General features: G+C 66.9%; 16 protein-coding genes and 1 tRNA gene. 5 read left to right on the top strand and 12 right to left on the bottom strand.

What is annotated here, in order from left to right:
- Window positions 1–320 precede the first annotated feature (320 nt).
- Both GV161_RS13960 and GV161_RS13955 read left to right on the top strand, forming a co-directional pair.
- Entirely contained in the window at window positions 321–605 is a 285-nt protein-coding gene (locus tag GV161_RS13960; protein ID WP_152012604.1) for a hypothetical protein, read from the top strand.
- 78 nt (window positions 606–683) lie between these two features.
- Window positions 684–2408 carry a caspase family protein gene (locus tag GV161_RS13955; RefSeq protein WP_152012605.1) on the top strand — a complete coding sequence of 575 codons (1725 nt, stop codon included), beginning with the start codon at window positions 684–686 and terminating at the stop codon, window positions 2406–2408.
- Between the two features lie 32 nt (window positions 2409–2440).
- On the opposite strand, the gene GV161_RS13950 is transcribed toward GV161_RS13955, so the two are convergent.
- From GV161_RS13950 to GV161_RS13925, 6 genes are all read right to left on the bottom strand, one after another.
- The gene (locus tag GV161_RS13950) at window positions 2441–3070 is read right to left on the bottom strand and encodes a hypothetical protein (protein WP_152012606.1); all 630 of its coding nucleotides are present in this window, start codon (window positions 3068–3070) and stop codon (window positions 2441–2443) included.
- Window positions 3071–3333: 263 nt separating this feature from the next.
- A tRNA-Phe gene (locus GV161_RS13945) sits at window positions 3334–3409 on the bottom strand.
- A 439-nt stretch (window positions 3410–3848) separates the two neighbouring features.
- A complete protein-coding gene (yacG, locus tag GV161_RS13940) occupies window positions 3849–4058 on the bottom strand; it encodes a DNA gyrase inhibitor YacG (protein ID WP_152012607.1) in 210 nt (69 codons plus the stop codon).
- Window positions 4048–4872, bottom strand: coding sequence for a glucose 1-dehydrogenase (locus GV161_RS13935; protein ID WP_152012608.1), 825 nt, complete (start codon window positions 4870–4872; stop codon window positions 4048–4050). The genes yacG and GV161_RS13935 overlap by 11 nt, the downstream gene beginning before the upstream one ends.
- A 109-nt stretch (window positions 4873–4981) precedes the next feature.
- Window positions 4982–6409, bottom strand: coding sequence for an L-lactate permease (locus GV161_RS13930; protein ID WP_152012609.1), 1428 nt, complete (start codon window positions 6407–6409; stop codon window positions 4982–4984).
- 21 nt (window positions 6410–6430) lie between these two features.
- Window positions 6431–7081 (bottom strand): Maf-like protein, encoded by a 651-nt coding sequence (locus GV161_RS13925; RefSeq protein ID WP_152012610.1) that lies wholly within the window; start codon window positions 7079–7081, stop codon window positions 6431–6433.
- Window positions 7082–7362: 281 nt separating this feature from the next.
- Between GV161_RS13925 and GV161_RS13920 the strand changes: the two genes are divergently transcribed.
- Entirely contained in the window at window positions 7363–7743 is a 381-nt protein-coding gene (locus GV161_RS13920) for a hypothetical protein (protein WP_126112816.1), read from the top strand.
- A gap of 13 nt (window positions 7744–7756) precedes the next feature.
- On the opposite strand, the gene GV161_RS13915 is transcribed toward GV161_RS13920, so the two are convergent.
- The 6 genes from GV161_RS13915 to GV161_RS13890 form a co-directional block, all read right to left on the bottom strand.
- Window positions 7757–8050: a type II toxin-antitoxin system RelE/ParE family toxin gene (locus tag GV161_RS13915; RefSeq protein ID WP_152012611.1), complete on the bottom strand. Its 294-nt coding sequence runs from the start codon at window positions 8048–8050 to the stop codon at window positions 7757–7759.
- Window positions 8047–8304 (bottom strand): type II toxin-antitoxin system ParD family antitoxin, encoded by a 258-nt coding sequence (locus GV161_RS13910; RefSeq protein ID WP_193219489.1) that lies wholly within the window; start codon window positions 8302–8304, stop codon window positions 8047–8049. Before GV161_RS13910 ends, GV161_RS13915 begins: the two co-directional genes overlap by 4 nt.
- A gap of 74 nt (window positions 8305–8378) precedes the next feature.
- On the bottom strand, window positions 8379–9239 hold the full coding sequence (locus GV161_RS13905) for a phosphatidylcholine/phosphatidylserine synthase (protein WP_152012612.1): 861 nt from the start codon (window positions 9237–9239) through the stop codon (window positions 8379–8381).
- 139 nt (window positions 9240–9378) lie between these two features.
- On the bottom strand, window positions 9379–10125 hold the full coding sequence (locus tag GV161_RS13900; RefSeq protein ID WP_280179019.1) for a phosphatidylserine decarboxylase: 747 nt from the start codon (window positions 10123–10125) through the stop codon (window positions 9379–9381).
- Between the two features lie 99 nt (window positions 10126–10224).
- Window positions 10225–11880: an FAD-binding dehydrogenase gene (locus GV161_RS13895; protein WP_152012614.1), complete on the bottom strand. Its 1656-nt coding sequence runs from the start codon at window positions 11878–11880 to the stop codon at window positions 10225–10227.
- A gap of 79 nt (window positions 11881–11959) precedes the next feature.
- Window positions 11960–12199, bottom strand: coding sequence for a hypothetical protein (locus GV161_RS13890; protein WP_152012615.1), 240 nt, complete (start codon window positions 12197–12199; stop codon window positions 11960–11962).
- Window positions 12200–12351: 152 nt separating this feature from the next.
- On the opposite strand from GV161_RS13890, the gene GV161_RS13885 reads away from it, so the two are divergent.
- Both GV161_RS13885 and GV161_RS13880 read left to right on the top strand, forming a co-directional pair.
- Window positions 12352–12556, top strand: a 205-nt coding sequence (locus GV161_RS13885) for a transposase domain-containing protein (protein WP_210337917.1), incomplete at its 5' end; no start/stop codon positions are given.
- A 117-nt stretch (window positions 12557–12673) separates the two neighbouring features.
- The gene (locus GV161_RS13880) at window positions 12674–15076 is read left to right on the top strand and encodes a heavy metal translocating P-type ATPase (RefSeq protein WP_152013989.1); all 2403 of its coding nucleotides are present in this window, start codon (window positions 12674–12676) and stop codon (window positions 15074–15076) included.
- The last annotated feature ends 40 nt before the right edge of the window (window positions 15077–15116 follow it).

Below are 15116 nucleotides of genomic sequence, written 5' to 3'. Positions count from 1 at the left end.
GTCCGCCTTGCTAAGGGGGAGAGCGCGGGATCGGCAGTCGGAAGGATGGGCGCCTTTGCTTAAGAAAGAAGGCAATTCTGTGATGAGAAATGACGGGAGATTCGGGCGGCCGAAGCAAGGCTGAAGGCGCCCCGTCAACAGAATCCGCGACGCGCGCCATGGCGCGCGAGGTGAGTATTTTGCCTCAATGGACTGATTTCACAGCCGAAAGACACGTTCCCACGGCGGTTGTCAGTAGGGTGTGAACGCGCGAGGAAGCGCGGTATTGCCCCCAACGGCCTTCGCGCCCCAGAGTGCCGGAACGAAGTCAGGTTCGACAGATGCCCTATACCGACCCGCTCGAGCCGATGCTCCAACGCGAGGAAGAGCTGCGCCATCAGATCGCGAGGCGCCTCGCCGAGGAAGCAGGCTCCGTGCCGCTGCCTGCTCTGTCTGCCGACCATCTCGCCGCCGCTGACGAGGCGATCGCCGCCTGGGCCGAGCAAGGCGATGAGGAGCAGGACCAGCGGGCGTTCCGGCCGATCGGTCCGCTGCAGGAGCTGCTGGCCGAGCACCGGGAGATGATCGAGCGCATAGTCGAGCTGCAGGACAGACGCCTGTCCTGACAGCCTAGGACATCGCGTGTTGCGACCTGCCTGCCGAAATGCGACTCTGGCGCAAAGGTTGCGAGCTGGGGTCGCGCCATGCGGTTCGGCAATGGGCTGACGGGACTGTGGCGCTGCCGGAGGGCCGAGCGCCGGCTGCTCGTGCTCGTCTTCGGATTGCTTCTCGCCGCCTCCGGCGCCCTCGCGCAGCAAGAGCGCCGTGTCGCCCTGATCGTCGGCGTCGGCGGCTATCGCAACGTGCCCGCGCTCGCCAACCCACCGAACGATGCGCGGGACCTCGGCGCGGTGCTCGATCGCCTCGGCTTCGAGACGGAAACGTTGGTCGACCCCGATCGGCTCGCGCTGGAAGCGGGGGTCAGGCGCCTCGGCCAGCGCGCCCGCGGCGCCGATGCGGCGTTCTTCTTCTTCGCCGGCCACGGGCTCGAGGCGTCCGGGCGCAACTGGCTCCTGCCGGCGCCCGCGGAGATCCGCAGCGACCGCGATTTGCGCTTCGAGGCACTCGACCTCGACAGCGTGCTCGAACAGCTCGACGGCGCGGCGCGGCTCTCGATCCTCGTGCTCGATGCCTGCCGCGACAATCCCTTCCGCAAGCGCCTGCAGGCCTCGGGTCGCGGCGCGCCGGCTGCATCCGGGCTCGGCCAGGCGAGCGCCACGGTCGGCACGCTGCTCGCCTTCGCCACCGCGCCGGGCACGGTGGCCGATGACGGTCGCGGGCGGAACAGCCCCTTCACCACCGCGCTGCTGAAGCGGATCGAGACGCCGGGGCTGGAGATCCGCCAGCTCATGGCCGAGGTCAGGCGCGAGGTCCGCGAGGCGACGCAGGGGCGCCAGGTGCCCTGGGAGAACTCGGCGCTGGAGGGCAGCTTCTATTTCCGCGCCGCGGCCGCATCGGCGCCGGCTCCAGTGGCCGCCGCCCCGCCCGCTGCGGCCACTTCCGCTCCCCCTGGCGCCTCGTCACCCGGCGCCGAGACGGTGTTCTGGGAAAGCGTGCGCAGCAGCCGCAACCCGGCCGATCTGCGCGCCTATCTGGCGCGCTTCCCGAGCGGCGTCTTCGCCTCGCTGGCGCGCAACCGGCTGGAGGAGATGGAACGCAATCGCTCGCCCGAGCTGCGCCGCCCCGACGCGAACAGCGCGACGGCACTCGATCCGGCAACGCCGGAGGGGCGCGAGGCGCTGCTGCTGAGCGTGCTAGCTTTGGTGCAGCCGGTCCCGCGAGCGCGTCTGGATGCACAAGTTCGCGCCTTAGAGGCCTATCGGGAGAGCCGCCAGCACCGCGCCTTCGCCGTGGCGCCCGGGCAGCAGAGGAATTTCCGCCAGTTCGACGCCTCCTCGGCCGCGGCGGCCGAGGAACTGGCCCTGGAGCGCTGCCAGCTTCGCAACGGGGAGCCCTGTGTCCTGTTCGCCGTGAACGACACGATCCGCGCGCCGCAGCCCGGCGGTGCATGGCCGCGGCGGGATATGGAGCGGCTGCGCCATGACGGGCCCTATGATCCCGGGCGGATCCCGACGATCACGGCGGAGCGGCGCAAGGAAGCGGACATCGTGGGCTATAGCCGGGCCCGCGAGCCGAAGGCGATGGCGATCCATCCGCTCGGCCGCATCTTCATCAAGACCGGGGCGGCCAGCGCCTTCGCGGCCGAGACCGAGGCCCTGAAGGTCTGCAACGACGACCCGGCACGCGACGGGGCGGTCGGCTCCTGCTTCCTCTATGCCGCCGGCAACACAGTGGTGCTGCCCGGGCACCACACCGCGCCGCTAGCACCCGATCCGGCGCGCCCGGCGACGCCGGCGAGCGGGCGGTGAGGGTTGGTGTGGTGTCGTGCAACTATATTAAGTCACGATGTTCGAGTCGCACCAGGCAACTGTGCTTCCATCTCTGTCAGCAGGATTATTAGATCGCCCGGCCAGATATCACTGTTGATAATACGCCGGCCGTGATCTGCCTGCGTGTAAGAGAGTTGCTTCCAACTCACGTGCAATGGCCCGCGGATTTCGAGACGCCCGCCATGAGAAAGCGCGTTCCGGACTACACGGCCAAAAGACCACGCCGTTGGCCACCCGGAAGAGAACTTTCCATAGGTATCTTCAACAGACTTCCGATTATCTTCATAGAAACTTGTCAGCAACCCTTGGCTCAACCCAAACAAAAAATGCTCTAGCGCGCCAAGCTTGAGTTGAGATGGTTCATCGGGTGGCGGCAACAGCGCGCTTCTGAAAGATATTCTCTCAGGCCACCCATTTGAGGTCATGCTCGCAGCCAGAAGAGCTGGCGCAACTTCAAGGCGTAGACCGCAAGCATGCGCATCCAGTATTGCCGTATCATCAAGTGCCCAACGACTTGCGGGGCCGGAATTGTACACCTCCGTAAGCGCTGCAAAGCCGAGGATGGCCATCAGAAAAGTGCCTACCGGCCGAAATGCAAGAGCTCCCGATGAGATCACCAACTCCGTGATGGGCTCATCCATCTGATCCGTCGCGAGATTTCCGAGCGCAATCCGCTTTACCACCGAAGGCACCTTTCTTCCGGGTACCATCCATCTGGCTGCCCTCAACGCTTCATGATCGCATTATCAACCAGAACTTGATGCCTCATTCATCAATATAGCTTAGGATAGCTGGTGCAGATGGCTGTGTCGCCAAGTTCAGGCTACCTCGGTTCAAGACGGGAAACGCGGCAGCGCTAACGCTCCAAATCGGAGCGCGTAGTCGGCTGATTTCATTGAAAGAATGGTGCCCAGGGCTGGAATCGAACCAGCGACACTGCGATTTTCAGTCGCATGCTCTACCAACTGAGCTACCTGGGCATTCCTGCGAAGCGCGCTGCGCTTCGGTTGGTGGGAGGCGATATAGAGGGCTGGGCACGGGCTGTCCAGCCGACAAACGATCCTGCCGGTGGGAAAATTTCGACCTGACCGGCAAGGGGATGAAAATCCGGGCCGAGACGGCCCTTTTTGCTGCGGCTCGGCGCGAATGGCGCGTCAGCCCAGGCTGGCTGCGAGCGCGGCAACGCAGATCCTGACAAGCCCGGGAACCAAAGCGCGATAGTCGGGTTGATGCGGCGGTGCCAGCGATGGCGCCGTGCCTGCCGCCGATATCGAGCACGCCGCGGATGTACCGGCAGTTCGATCGCGCGGGAGGCGGAATTCGGGCGCTGGCGCCCTCCGGATAGTCCTGACCCGTCGCGCGGCCGGTCAGCGAATGGCCCGGCGTCCTCCCGAAAGGGAAACGCCGGGCCTTTCCATGTCAGACGTCCTCGTCGCGCCGCGTCGGCGCTTCCTCGGTCTCGTCCAGCGGCTCGCCTGGAATCACGTAATTGCCCTTGAGCCAGCGGCCGAGGTCGATGTCGGAGCAGCGGGCCGAGCAGAACGGCTTGAAGCGCTGCACGGCCGGCTTGCCGCAGATCGGGCAAGGCCGCGCAGGCGGGGCGGGATTCTCGGGTTGTTCAGGCGCCATATTGCAGGGTCACTCCGCCATCGACTGGAAGCTCGATGCCGGTGACATAGCGCGCTTCGTCGCTGGCGAGGAAGAGCGCTGCCCAGGCGACGTCCCAGGCCTCGCCCATATGGCCCATCGGAACCTGCGAATCGCGCTTGGCCCACATCGCCGCGACGTCGCCCTTGCCATAGGTCTGGGCGAGCCCGGCCGAATGCTCGACCATCGGCGTCTTCATCAGCCCGGGCAGCACCGCGTTCACGCGGATCTTCTGCGGAGCGTACTGGGCGGCCGTCGTGCGGGTGAGCTGGTTCATCGCCGCCTTGCTGGCGCCATAGCTGGCATAGGGCACGCCGGTGTGGCGGATCGAGGCGATCGAGGAGATGTTGATGATCGAGCCGCCCTGCCCGCCTTCAGTGAACTGGCGCTGCATCACCGGGATGACGTGCTTCATCGCCAGGAAGCAGCCGGTCAGATTGACCTTGAAGACGCGCTCCCAGGTCTCCAGCGGCAGATCGACGACGCTGCCGACCTCGGCGATGCCGACATTGTTGTCGAGCACGTCGATGCGGCCATAGCGGGAGAGCGTCGCCTCGACGAGGGCACGCAGATCGTCCTCGCTGGTGACATCGGTGCGGATCGCGAAGGCCTCGCCGCCTTCGCTGGCGATGATGTTCGCGGTCTCCTGGGCAGCGTCGAGATTGCGGTCGGCGCAGACCACCCTGGCGCCCTCGCGGGCGAACACCGTCGCCGTCGCCTTGCCATTGCCCCAGCCCGGGCCGATCGAGCCCGCGCCGGCGACGATCGCGACCTTGCCTTCGAGACGTTTCGTCATGGCGATGTTCCCTGCCCTGCACGCTTGCTTGCCGTTGGCGCCACCATCGGCACTCGCAGCGACCTGAGCAAGCGCATGGCATGCAAGCCGGCATGCGCCTGGGCAGCGCTCAGGCGAGCTGCGCGGCCATAAGCGCGATGGCGACCGTGAAACCGACGACCAGCACGAACCACGGCCAGAGCGCGCGCATCGCCTGCCCGGTCTCGGCTGTCGTCGCCTTGATCAGGACCTGGCCCATGGTGACGCGGACCGGGCTGACCGCCGTGAGCAGGCTGCCGGCGACGACCGCGGCGGCGATCACCGCGAGCCTTGCTTCGCCGGCCGGGACGAGCGCGGTCGCGAGCGGCATCGAGACGGCGCCGGCGCCCGTATTCGAGCCGGTGAGATAGCCGCCGAGCGCGCCCGCGACCGGTACGATCCCCGCCGACCAGGAGCCGAGCACGTTGCTGACGGCAAGCCCAATGCCGCCGGCAAGGCCGGAGCCGACCATGATCCAGGCCATGCCGACGAGCAGGAAGGTCAGGAGGGCTGCGCGCCCGGCGCGCTGCAGGGTCAGTTTCATCAGGGCCGCGGCCTGCTTCGCCCCGCCTCGGTGGATGGCGACGACGAGCGCGATGATGAGCAGCGGCAGGGCCGGCGAGAGCAGCGGCGCGAAGGCCGATGCGTCGGCGAAAGGCTTGAAGGACGGATGCTCCAGCCGGTCATGGATCGCCGGCACCAGCCGCATCAGCGCCAGCGCGACGACGAGCGCGATATAAGGCATGAGCCGCGCCAGCAGTGCCCGGTCGAGCCCAGCCCAGCCCTTCACCCGCAGGAAGCGCAACAGCATCACCGGCGCCAGCGCCGCGATCGCGGCGAGTTCCAGCGGCAAAGTGAGATTGGCCGCAACCAGCAAGATCATCAGCAGCAGGATGAGCCCAGCCCATTCGGCGCGGTCGGCAAGGGCGGGCGACAGGCCGGCCTGCCGCGACAGGCGCCAGAACAGCGGCAGCAGCGCCGCGCCGAGCAGCGCCGTCACCAGCGCGATCCGCCAGATCAGCGCCGCGAGCGACACGCCGGCGATATCGGCGCTGATCCTGGTGCCGATGCCGAGCGCGCCCCAGGGCACCAGGATCTGGCTGAAGGTGGCGAGCGCCAGTGCCGGCGCCTTGTCGACGCCGAGGCGGCGGGCGCCGGAAACGGCGACGACATAGCCGACGCCGAAGCCGGTCGCGGTTTCCAGGAACGGCCCGCGCAGCAGGCAGGTCTCGGCGAGCGCGCCGTGCTCGGGCTGGGCTGGGTCGGCGTTATCGCTCGCCTTCTCCAGGCTGAGCGAAAAGGCGAGCCCGGCGATGATGACCAGTGTCGCCGGCAGGCCGATCCAGGCGCCGGCAGCGAAATGCCGGATGATCGCAGCGGCGTCCGGATGGTTGGGGCCAGCGATATAGGCGACAAGCGCGGCACAGAGCGTGCCGACCAGCCCGGCGATGAGCGCCGAGCGACCGGACAGGATCAAGCCGAGGAAGAGGATCAGCGGCGAGAGCCAGATCAGGATCATGATCGTCTGGCTTGCGCTCGCTCAGCCGACATTCAGCCAGCCGAGGCGGATCGGGAAGCCCTCGCCGCCGAGCAGGTTGACGGTCTCGTAGAGCGGCAGGCCGACCACGCCGGTATAGGAACCGACGAGCTTGACCACGAAGGAGCCGGCAATGCCCTGGATGGCATAGGCCCCCGCCTTGCCGCGCCACTCGCCCGAGGCGAGGTAGTTCTCGATGTCCTCGCTGGAGAGACGCTTGAAGCGCAGCCGCGTCTCGACGATGCGCTCGCGGATCGTGCCGGACGGCGTCGCCAGCGCGACGCCGGTATAGACGCGGTGCGCCCGGCCGGAGAGCAGGCGCAGGCAGGCAGCGGCCTCGTCGACGATCTCGGCCTTGGGCAGGATGCGGCGGCCGACCGCGACCACGGTGTCGGCGGCGAGGATATAGGCGCCTTCGAGATCGGGCCGACCTGTCAGCCCGGCGAGCCCGGCTTCGGCCTTGGCACGAGCGAGCCGGCGGGCGAGATCGCGCGGGCGCTCGCCCTTGAGCGGGCTCTCGTCGAGATCGGAGGGCAGCAGCGCGTCGGGCTTGAGGCCGGCCTGTTCGAGCAAGGCCAGGCGCCGCGGCGAGGCCGAGGCCAGGACCAGCTTGGGCCGCCAGCCCGGCGGCTTCTGGGAGCTGAAGAGATTCAAGTGTCGGCTCGCTGCGCGTCCGGGACGATTTCCCGCAAGGCTTTAGAGCCAGTTGCGGAATATCCCAAGCCCTCTCCTCGGGAGCCGGCCACCCGGTTGTCCCGCCGCTCGCGCATGGGGTGGCTGCATCTCCTGTGCAATGCGTAGAATTTGAGCGCCGCCATGCATGGTTCCGGATTGCACTAATCCGTTTAGCTTGCCACATCAGACAAGCGGGCGTGGCGGCGACCCGCAAGGCTCGGCCTACACGGCCCCCTTCTCGTCACCGGAGAGCTTTCGCCATGGCGTCACGAACTGGATCTGCCTCGACCGTCGCGCTGGCGGCGGACGCGCAAAGCGTCCTCGCCCAGATGGTCGCGATGCAGGTCGATGCCGGGCTCACCATCGCCATGCGGATGCCGATCCTGGCCAAGGGCGCGCTCGGCGACGCCAGGGGCCAGCGCGAGGCCAGCAAGGCCGTGGTCGAGAAGGCCGCGGCCATGGCCGAGAGCAGCTTCGCCATCGGCCACGCCGCGACACTGTTCTGGTGGAGCATGGCGTTCAACCCGCTGACGCCGAACGGGCTCGGCGAAGCGACGGCCAAGGCCGTCCACAGCACGCTGGAGCCGTTCTCGCGGCGTACCCGCGCCAATGCCAGCCGGCTGGCGAAGCGGTCTCGATAGCGCAGGCCCCGGCTCAGCTCAGCCAGGTTTCCGGGTCGCTTCTGCCGTGCACCACGGCAACCACCGATAGTGCCGGCGGCCCGGGCTGGTAAATGACGACGTAGCGGCCTTCTATCAGAATGCGGGCTCGCGATCCGAGCGTTGGCCGCGCGACGCCCATATAGGGCACTTCCGCGGCCAACTCGATCTTGTCGACGATCCGGGTGATCAGCGCATCTGCTGCTCGCTCGCTATCCTTCGCCACGGCAACCCAGATTTCAAAAAGGTCCGCTTCCGCGCGCGGCGTGTAGCGAACCCTTTTCGTCATCGGCCAGCCGCCTTGGCGCGGAAGCGTGACAGCAGATCATCGAGACTCAGTTCGATCGGTTCGCCGCTCGCCAAACCCTCCTCGTAGGCCTGCTTCAGCCGGGCGAGCTCGAGTTCCCGCAACTCTTCGCGCTGCTCCCAGAGTCGCAACGCATCGCGAAGGACCTCGCTGTTCGAGGCATAGGCGCCGCTCTCGACCGCCTTGCTCAGGCGCGCGAGCTGTTGGGGCGAGAGCGAGATGGTCAAGGGACGCATATTGTCGGATTTCATGCCGATAATATAGGGCGCCTCACAATTCCTCACAAGAACGCATAAGACACTCAGGCCGATCACGCCTGCGGCGGAGCCTCTTCGGCTATGCCCGCCGGCTCGGCGACCGTCGGCAGTGCTGCCGTGGCATCGTACTCGCGCTCCAGCTTGCGGTAGCGTGCGACGCTGACCGGAATCAGCGCGAGATAAGCAGCGACGACCAGCGCCAGCATCTCGAACGGATAAGCAAAGAGCAGGCCGGCGATGACGACAACGGCGACGAAGATCGGCAGCACCTGGTCGCGCGGAACGCGGGTGCCGAGCGTCTTGCCGGCATAGCAGGGGATGCGCGAGATCGTCAGGAAAGCGATGAACAGGATGTAGAGGCCGACGAAGGGAGCGCCATACTCCCGCACCGGCATGCCGACGAACTCCAGGTAGAACGGCAGCATGGCGGTGATCGCGCCGGCCGGAGCCGGCATGCCGACGAAGAAGTTCTTCTGCCATTCCGGACGGTTCGGATCGTCGATCATCACGTTGAAGCGCGCCAGCCTGAGCGCCATGGCACAGGCCAGCGTCAGCACGATGATCCAGCCGAAGGAGCGCAGGTCGTGCAGGACGAAGGTCCAGAGCACGAAACCGGTGGCGACGCCGAAGCAGACGAAATCCGAAAGCGAATCGAGCTCGGCGCCGAACCGCGAGGTGCCCTTGAGCAGGCGCGCGAGGCGCCCGTCGATGCCATCGAGCAAGGCTGCGACGAGGATACAGATCGTCGCCGATTCGAACTTGCCGTCGACCGCGAGCCGCATCGCGGTCAGGCCGAGGCAGAGGGCGATCAGCGTCACGACATTGGGCGCGATCAGCCGGAACGGGATCGCCTTGAAGCGGGTGCGCTTCGATTCGACGCGCTCGGGTTCGAAAGGCGGAAAGAGATCGCTCATATCAGCCGGAATACGCGGTTTTAAGGTGAGAGGCTAGCGCGGGGCCAGCCTCAGCGTCATGCTCGGGCCTGACCCGAGCATCTCTTGCAAGAGATTCTCGGGCCTGCGCTTCGCTCCGCCCGAGAATGACGGCTTTAACTCAGATCCCCCGGAACGCCCGGCCGATGTCGTTGCCCGAAAAATCGGCCAGCACGGTCTCGCCGGCGATCGCGGTCTGGCCCTCGCCGACCAGCGGGACGACACCCTGCGGCAGGTAGACATCGACGCGCGAGCCGAAGCGGATCAGGCCGAAGCGCTCGCCCTGCCCGAGCGGATCGCCCTCCTTGACGAAGGGCACGATGCGGCGGGCGATCAGCCCGGCGATCTGAACGACCGCGATGGTGCCGGCCGGCGTCTCGATCGCCAGCGCGTTGCGCTCATTGTCCTCGCTCGCCTTGTCGAGCTCGGCATTGAGGAAGAGGCCGGGCGTATAGGCCATCTTGGTGAGGCGGCCGGCGACCGGGCTGCGGTTCACATGGCAGTCGAAGACGTTCATGAACACGGAGATGCGCGTCATCGGCTCGGCCGGCAGCTCCAGCTCCGGCGGCGGCACGGCGGTGGCGATCTGGCTGATGCGGCCGTCGGCGGGCGAGATCACCAGCCCCTCGCGCTGCGGCACGATGCGGACGGGATCGCGGAAGAAATAGCAGATCCACAGCGTGATCAGCGTGCCGACCCAGCCGAAGGGCGCCCAGAGCTGGCCGAGCACCAGCGTCGCCACCACGCCGATGGCGATGAAGACATAGCCTTCCTTGTGGATCGGCACGATCGTCCGGCGGACGGAGTCGACGAGAGACATGGGCGTTAGTCCTGTTGCTCTTGTTGGCGCGGCGCGCGCATCTGGCAGCGCCTTCGCGGCGGGGTTGAGGCCGCAAGACGGCCAAGCTGTTTAAGCTTTTGCAAGCCTTCGGGGAAGAGGTGCGGGGATGGCGCGACAATCGATCCCCTATCCAACCGCCATCGCCGTCGCCCGGCCCGCGACCCGTCCCGAGAACAGGCAGCCGCCGAGGAAGGTGCCTTCCAGCGCGCGATAGCCGTGCAGGCCGCCGCCGCCGAAGCCGGCGGCCTCGCCGACGGCGTAGAGCCCGGGCACCGGCGCGCCATCCTGCCCCAGCACGCGCGCCGAGAGATCGGTCATCAGCCCGCCCAGCGATTTTCGCGTCAGGATGTTGAGGCGGACCGCGATAAGTGGGCCGTGGGCCGGGTCGAGGATGCGATGCGGTTTTGCCGTGCGGATCAGCCGGTCGCCGAGATAGGCGCGCGCGCCGCGCAGCGCCGTCACCTGCAGGTCCTTGCCATAGGGGCTGTCGGCGTCGCGATCGCGCGCCTCGATCTGCTCCCGCAGATGCGCCTCGTCGATCAGCCCGGCGCCGCCGAGCGCGTTCATCCGGGAGACCAGGCGGGAAAAATCGGTCTCAACGATGAAATCCTCGCCCTTGTCGAGGAAAGCTTGGACCGGCGCCGGCATGCCGGCGCGAGCGCGCTGGATCACCTGGCGCCAGCTCTTGCCGGTGAGGTCCGGGTTCTGTTCGGAGCCGGAGAGCGCGAACTCCTTGGCGACGATGCTGCGGCTGGTGACGAACCAGGAATGATCGAAGCCGGTCCGGCGCAGATGTTCCAGCGTGCCGAGCGTGTCGAAGCCGGGGAACAGAGGCACCGGCAGGCGATTGCCGCGGGCATCGAACCAGAGCGAGGACGGGCCGGGCAGGATGCGGATCGCATGCGCGGGCCAGATCGGAGCCCAGTTGCCGATGCCCTCGACATAGTGCCACATCCGGTCGCCATTGATCAGGCGGCCGCCGGCCGCCTCCGCCACGGCGAGCATGGCGCCGTCGACATGAGCCGGCACGCCGGACAGCATCCGCTGCGGCGGCTCGCCAAGGCGTTGCGGCCAATTGCGGCGGACGAGTTCGTGATTGCCGCCGATGCCGCCGGAGGCGACGATCACGGCCTGCGCCTTGATCGCGAAGCCGCCAGCCACGACGCGCGAACTCGCCTGCCCGCGATCGATTGCGCTGTCCTCCAGCACCTCGCCCTCAACGCCATCGACAGCGCCGCCGCTGCGCGTCAAGGCGGTGACGCGATGGCGGAAGCGCAATTCGATCAGCCCTTTCGCCTCAGCCTCCGCGACACGGCGCAGGAAGGGTTCGAGCACGCCCGGGCCCGTACCCCAGGTGACGTGGAAGCGCGGCACCGAATTGCCATGGCCGGTGGCGAGATAGCCGCCGCGCTCGGCCCAGCCGACGACCGGGAACCAGCGCATGCCCTGCCGGTGCAGCCAGCTGCGCTTCTCGCCCGCGGCGAAATCGAGATAGGCGTCAGCCCATGCCCTCGGCCAACGGTCTTCATCGCGATCGAAGCCGGCCGAGCCGAACCAGTCTTGCCGGGCGAGAGCCAGCGAATCCCTGACCCGCAGGCGCCGCTGCTCGGGCGAATCGATCAGGAAGAGCCCGCCGAAGGACCAATGCGCCTGCCCGCCGAGCGAAGCCCGCGGTTCCTGCTCGACGATGACGACCTTGCGGCCGGCATCGGCCAGCTCCGCGGCAGCGACGAGGCCGGCAAGGCCCGCGCCGACGATGACCACATCCGCCTCGAGCGCCATGCGCCCTCCCCGCCGCCGGATTCCCGTTGCGGTTGAGCTTGCCGAGAAATCGCCGGACCGCAAGGGCGGTGCGGGATACTCAGACCTCGCGCGGCAGCGACACACCGGCGCCAAAACGCCGCGCCGCGAGCAGGGTCAGGATCAGGAAGACGATCAGCGCCAGCACCTGGACGATGGCGAAAGGTGGCTCGCTCTGGGTCGGAGCCATATCGTGCAGGACGTTGACCTTGAGGAAGAGCTGGGCGATCAGCACGAAGATCAGCAGGTAGAACGAGAGCACCGCGGTGATCGCGTAGATTCGCCGCCAGACATCGCGCAAGGCGAAGGCGTAGAGCGCCAGCCCTGGCCTGCCCCCGTTAGGTGGCCCGGTTCTAATCTAGTGCATGGTGGGCTTGGCGGCCACGGTTGAGATGGCCGGCGAAGCGGGTTGGGTTTGCGCAGCCGGCCAGACCACAGCGACCGGTGCTGGCNAAACGCCCTGTTCGCGGGCCACGAGGTCGGGGCGGAAAACTGGGCGCTGCTATCGTCCCTCGTCGCCACATGCAAGCTCAACGACGTCAATCCCGTCGCCTATATCGCTGAAACCCTCGACGCCATCATCAACGGCCACCCGCAAAGCGGCGTCGAAGATCTCATGCCGTGGCGCTTCCGGAAATCCTCAATCCCTAATCCATAGGGTGCTGGCGCGGCGCTTACGATCACGCGCCGCCTGACGATCCAAGGTGCGTGAGACCGTCTTCGAAATGGGCCGAACTTCCGGCCGCCCAACCGGACAACCGAATTGAGGCCCGCCATGAATGCCGACCACGTTGCTGCCACGGAGCCGAACACCGCATCTTCGTCGGGGCCTGCGCCAAGCGCGTTGGCGACAAACCAAGGCCACGGCACCTCACGCCCGCAGCCGGTACCTGATGAGAAGGACCCAGTCTGCGGCATGACGGTCGATTCCGCGACGACGGCTCATCATGCCGAGTTCGAGGGCAAGCCATATCACTTCTGCTCTTCGGGCTGCCGGACGAAATTCGTCGCGGAACCCCTGAAATACCTCGCGACAGCACCAGCCAAGACGACAGCGGCTTCGGAGGGAGAGATCTATACCTGTCCGATGCATCCCCAGATCCGGCAGGTGGGCCCCGGTCAATGCCCGATCTGCGGCATGGCGCTCGAGCCGGTCGTCGTCAGCGCCGAAGCCAAGCCCAACGCCGAGCTCATCGATATGACGCGCCGGTTCTGGATCGGGCTGGTTCTGGCGGCACCTGTCTTCGCAATCGAGATGGGAGGGCACATGACCGGGCTTGATCACCTGATACCCCGCAACCTGTCCAACTGGATCCAGTTTGCTCTGGCGACGCCTGTCGTACTCTGGGCCGGGTGGCCGTTCTTCGAGCGCGGCTGGCAGTCGATCCTGACCCGCAACCTCAACATGTTCACGTTGATTGCCATGGGCACGGGCGTGGCTTGGATCTACAGCGTGGTTGCAACGCTCGCACCCGGCATTTTCCCGCAGGCGTTCCGCAGCCAGGACGGCTCGGTCGCGGTCTATTTCGAGGCCGCTGCCGTGATTACCGTCCTCGTCCTCCTCGGACAGGTCCTGGAACTGCGTGCACGCGAAAGCACCAGTGGCGCGATCCGGGCGCTGCTCGATCTAGCGCCTAAGACAGCTCGCCGCATCTTGGACGATGGCCGCGAGGAGGAAGTCACGCTCGATGCTGTCGCAGTCGGGCACCGCCTGCGTGTCCGGCCCGGCGAGAAAGTTCCGGTCGATGGCGACGTCATGGAAGGACGAAGCTCCATCGATGAATCGATGGTCACCGGCGAGTCGATGCCGACTACGAAAACAGTCGGCGATCACGTCATCGGCGGCACAATGAACCAGTCGGGCAGTCTGCTCATCGAGGCCAAGCGTGTCGGTCATGACAGCATGCTCGCGCAAATCGTCCAGCTCGTCGCCAAGGCGCAGCGGAGCCGCGCACCAATCCAGCGACTCGCCGATCAGGTCGCGGGCTATTTCGTACCCGTCGTCATCGCGATGGCATTACTCGCCTTTGGAGCCTGGGCGATCTGGGGGCCCGAGCCACGCCTGGCCTTCGGGCTCGTGGCGGCCGTCTCGGTCCTCATCATCGCCTGCCCCTGCGCACTGGGGCTGGCAACGCCGATGTCGATCATGGTCGGCGTGGGGCGCGGCGCCGAGGTCGGCGTCCTGATCAAGAACGCCGAAGCACTGGAGCGCATGGAGAAGGTCGATACGCTCGTGGTCGACAAGACGGGCACGCTCACCGAGGGCAAACCGGCGGTTACCGCGATCGTAGCTTACGAGAGCTTTGAAGAGGCCGAGGTCCTCAGGCTGGCTGCCAGCGTCGAGAAGGCCAGCGAACATCCTCTGGCGGTTGCCATCGTGGCGGCTGCCGTCACGCGAAACATCAAGACGTCGGTGGTAACGGACTTCGATTCTCCGACTGGTAAAGGTGCGCTTGGCACGGTCGACGGCCGCAAAGTGGTCATCGGCAACGCGGCGTTCATGGCCGAGCACGGCGTCGATGTCGCGCCCCTCGCGGCAGCCGCCGACGACCTGCGGCGCGAAGGTGCGACCGCCATCTTCATCGGCATCGACGGACAAGTCGCAGGCACGATGGCCATCGCCGATCCGGTCAAGGAATCGACCCCCTCGGCCTTGGCGGCACTAAAGGAAGAAGGCATCCGGGTCGTCATGCTCACCGGTGACAACAGGACCACGGCGGAAGCCGTGGCGCGGCGGCTCGGCATCACCGAGATCGAAGCGGATGTCTTGCCGGAGCAGAAGAGCGCCGTCGTGGAAAAGTTCAAGCGCGAGGGACGGGTCGTCGCGATGGCCGGCGATGGCGTCAACGACGCGCCTGCGCTGGCGGCAGCCGATATCGGGATCGCCATGGGATCGGGGACCGACGTGGCCATCGAGAGTGCGGGACTGACGCTGCTGAAGGGCGACTTGAACGGGATCGTGCGGGCCAGGCATCTGTCGCAGGCGACGATGAGCAATATCCGCCAGAACCTGTTCTTCGCCTTCGTCTACAACGCCGCGGGTATCCCGATCGCCGCTGGCGTTCTCTATCCGATCTTCGGCGTCCTGCTCTCGCCGATCATCGCCGCAGCGGCCATGGCACTCTCGTCCGTCAGCGTCATCGCCAACGCGATCAGGCTGCGGACAATTCGCCTGTAGACCTGCCGTGGCGCATCCCGCTCCGCGTGGCCAGTTCCTC

This window comes from Bosea sp. 29B (assembly GCF_902506165.1).
Lineage (GTDB): Bacteria > Pseudomonadota > Alphaproteobacteria > Rhizobiales > Beijerinckiaceae > Allobosea.
Note: the sequence above shows the minus strand (reverse complement) of the source record. Positions and strands in the feature narration are given on the sequence as shown.

Coding starts and splice junctions, on each gene's coding strand:
- GV161_RS13960 (WP_152012604.1), top strand. CDS start 321: ATGCCCTATACCGACCCGCTCGAGCCGATGCTCCAACGCGAGGAAGAG.
- GV161_RS13955 (WP_152012605.1), top strand. CDS start 684: ATGCGGTTCGGCAATGGGCTGACGGGACTGTGGCGCTGCCGGAGGGCC.
- GV161_RS13950 (WP_152012606.1), bottom strand. CDS start 3,070: ATGGATGAGCCCATCACGGAGTTGGTGATCTCATCGGGAGCTCTTGCA.
- yacG (WP_152012607.1), bottom strand. CDS start 4,058: ATGGCGCCTGAACAACCCGAGAATCCCGCCCCGCCTGCGCGGCCTTGC.
- GV161_RS13935 (WP_152012608.1), bottom strand. CDS start 4,872: ATGACGAAACGTCTCGAAGGCAAGGTCGCGATCGTCGCCGGCGCGGGC.
- GV161_RS13930 (WP_152012609.1), bottom strand. CDS start 6,409: ATGATCCTGATCTGGCTCTCGCCGCTGATCCTCTTCCTCGGCTTGATC.
- GV161_RS13920 (WP_126112816.1), top strand. CDS start 7,363: ATGGCGTCACGAACTGGATCTGCCTCGACCGTCGCGCTGGCGGCGGAC.
- GV161_RS13915 (WP_152012611.1), bottom strand. CDS start 8,050: ATGACGAAAAGGGTTCGCTACACGCCGCGCGCGGAAGCGGACCTTTTT.
- GV161_RS13910 (WP_193219489.1), bottom strand. CDS start 8,304: ATGCGTCCCTTGACCATCTCGCTCTCGCCCCAACAGCTCGCGCGCCTG.
- GV161_RS13905 (WP_152012612.1), bottom strand. CDS start 9,239: ATGAGCGATCTCTTTCCGCCTTTCGAACCCGAGCGCGTCGAATCGAAG.
- GV161_RS13895 (WP_152012614.1), bottom strand. CDS start 11,880: ATGGCGCTCGAGGCGGATGTGGTCATCGTCGGCGCGGGCCTTGCCGGC.
- GV161_RS13880 (WP_152013989.1), top strand. CDS start 12,674: ATGAATGCCGACCACGTTGCTGCCACGGAGCCGAACACCGCATCTTCG.